The sequence below is a fragment of the Daejeonella sp. genome, from assembly GCF_049655485.1.
Lineage (GTDB): Bacteria > Bacteroidota > Bacteroidia > Sphingobacteriales > Sphingobacteriaceae > Daejeonella.
The window spans coordinates 1-1,871 of the sequence record NZ_JBASJU010000252.1; the positions used below are offsets into that span (position 1 = coordinate 1).

The following is a 1,871-nucleotide window of genomic DNA, read 5'->3' on the forward strand; positions in this document are numbered from 1 at the left end:
ATGATATACTTCGCGTTTAATGGTGGAGACTTTCATGTACCCTGGCAGGTTTTACTATTTCCATTTTTAGTTCTTATGGTTGCGCTTCAGGCCTTGGGTCTAGGCATGATCGTGGCCGCATTAGCTACGAAATATCGCGATCTCGCAATGTTACTCGGATTTGGGCTCCAGTTGTTAATGTTTGCGACGCCCGTGGTTTATCCATTGTCTAGTATAAGCGGCACTTTAAAACTAGTAATTTGGATCAACCCGATGACGACTGTTATTGAATCAATGCGCTTCTGTCTGTTAGGTAAAGGCACAGTTGAACCTCCGATGTTAGTTTATTGTATAATTATCACCATCGTCATTTTTTTGACCGGTATTGTCTTCTATAACAAAGCAGAAAAAAGCTTTGTGGACACAGTGTAGTAATATGAAAACAGTTATAGAAGTCACAAATCTTTCTAAGGCGTATCAGTTGGGTCAAATCAACACCGGTACTCTTTCTTCTGATCTGCAGAGATGGTGGGCATTGAAGCGCGGAAAGGAAGACCCATTTTTAAGAATTGGTGAAACAAACGATAGAACTTCGATGGGTACCAGTAATATTGTTTGGAGCTTAAAAGATGTCAACTTCGATATTCAACAAGGTGATTCTTTGGGTATTATCGGTAGAAACGGAGCTGGAAAAAGCACATTGCTGAAATTATTATCCCGAATTACTGAGCCTACGACTGGCAGTATTAAAATTAAGGGAAAGATTGCAAGCCTTCTAGAAGTTGGTACTGGATTTCACCCTGAATTATCAGGACGAGATAATATATTCCTAAATGGGGCAATATTAGGTATGAAAAAGGCTGAAATTAAACATAAGTTCGACGAGATCGTGGAGTTTTCAGGTGTGGAACGATATATTGACACACCGGTAAAAAGATATTCTTCGGGGATGTATGTAAGATTAGCATTTGCCGTAGCTGCGCACCTTGAGTCGGAAATTCTAATCGTGGACGAAGTCTTAGCAGTCGGCGACGCGGAGTTTCAGAAAAAATGCTTGGGCAAAATGAATCAACTTGGTAGTCAGTCAGGAAGAACGATTATATTTGTGAGTCACAACATGACAGCCATTAAAGGTTTATGCTCGAAATCGATTTATTTGAACAGGGGGGAAGTTCAGGCGGTTGGAGTAACTACAGATATTATCAATCAATATTTAACATCACATAACGCTGTTAACAGTGCTGATGGCTTAATCACGGAAGAATTAAGATTGCACGGAACCGGAGAGGCCAAATTTATAAGCTTTCGTCCATTTGATAAGGAAGGCCATGGGCGAAATGAATTTTCTTTTCGCGAAAAGATATCCCTATCAATACGCTTAGAGGCATTTAAGCCCTTGCCCGAAGTAAGCATAAATGTTTTTCTTGTCAATGTTTATGGTGAACGTGTTTTGATGTTCAATTCAGACCCTAATTACAAGCCTATCTCGATAAATGAAAAAGGAATGTATACACTTACCCTTGACATTAACGAAAACATAATGCCGGGCGAATATTCGTTCGGTTTGGCTATTTCAAACTATCAGTCGGGAAGCGACATCGATTTTATTGAAACTTTTTCAAATATCAGAATCAAATCAGAGGCTATCGATACAAATTTTAGTTACCCATGGGGAACAGTACATGGTTATGTGCAGACCAATTGTGAGTGGCGAATTGAAAAGCAATAATTTAAAAAATGACGACAAAACGTATTATTCCTATTTCACTCCCAAGTATGGGCCAGGCAGAATGGGAAGCTCTTCGGGAACCTATTTTTTCCGGTTGGATCACACAAGGACCTAAAGTAAAAGAGTTTGAAACCCTGTTTGCTGAAAGGCATCAGGTAAAACA

The 1,871-nt window shown here is 39.6% G+C and carries 2 protein-coding genes; both read left to right on the forward strand.

Annotated features, from left to right (window positions below; all coding sequences use genetic code 11):
• On the forward strand, positions 1 to 411 hold a 411-nt coding region (locus WBJ10_RS10810; protein ID WP_424290164.1), incomplete at its 5' end, for an ABC transporter permease.
• Between the two features lie 4 nt (positions 412 to 415).
• Positions 416 to 1,708, forward strand: coding sequence for an ABC transporter ATP-binding protein (locus tag WBJ10_RS10815; protein ID WP_424290166.1), 1,293 nt, complete (start codon positions 416 to 418; stop codon positions 1,706 to 1,708).
• Positions 1,709 to 1,871: the final 163 nt, after the last annotated feature.

Coding starts and splice junctions, on each gene's coding strand:
- WBJ10_RS10815 (WP_424290166.1), top strand. CDS start 416: ATGAAAACAGTTATAGAAGTCACAAATCTTTCTAAGGCGTATCAGTTG.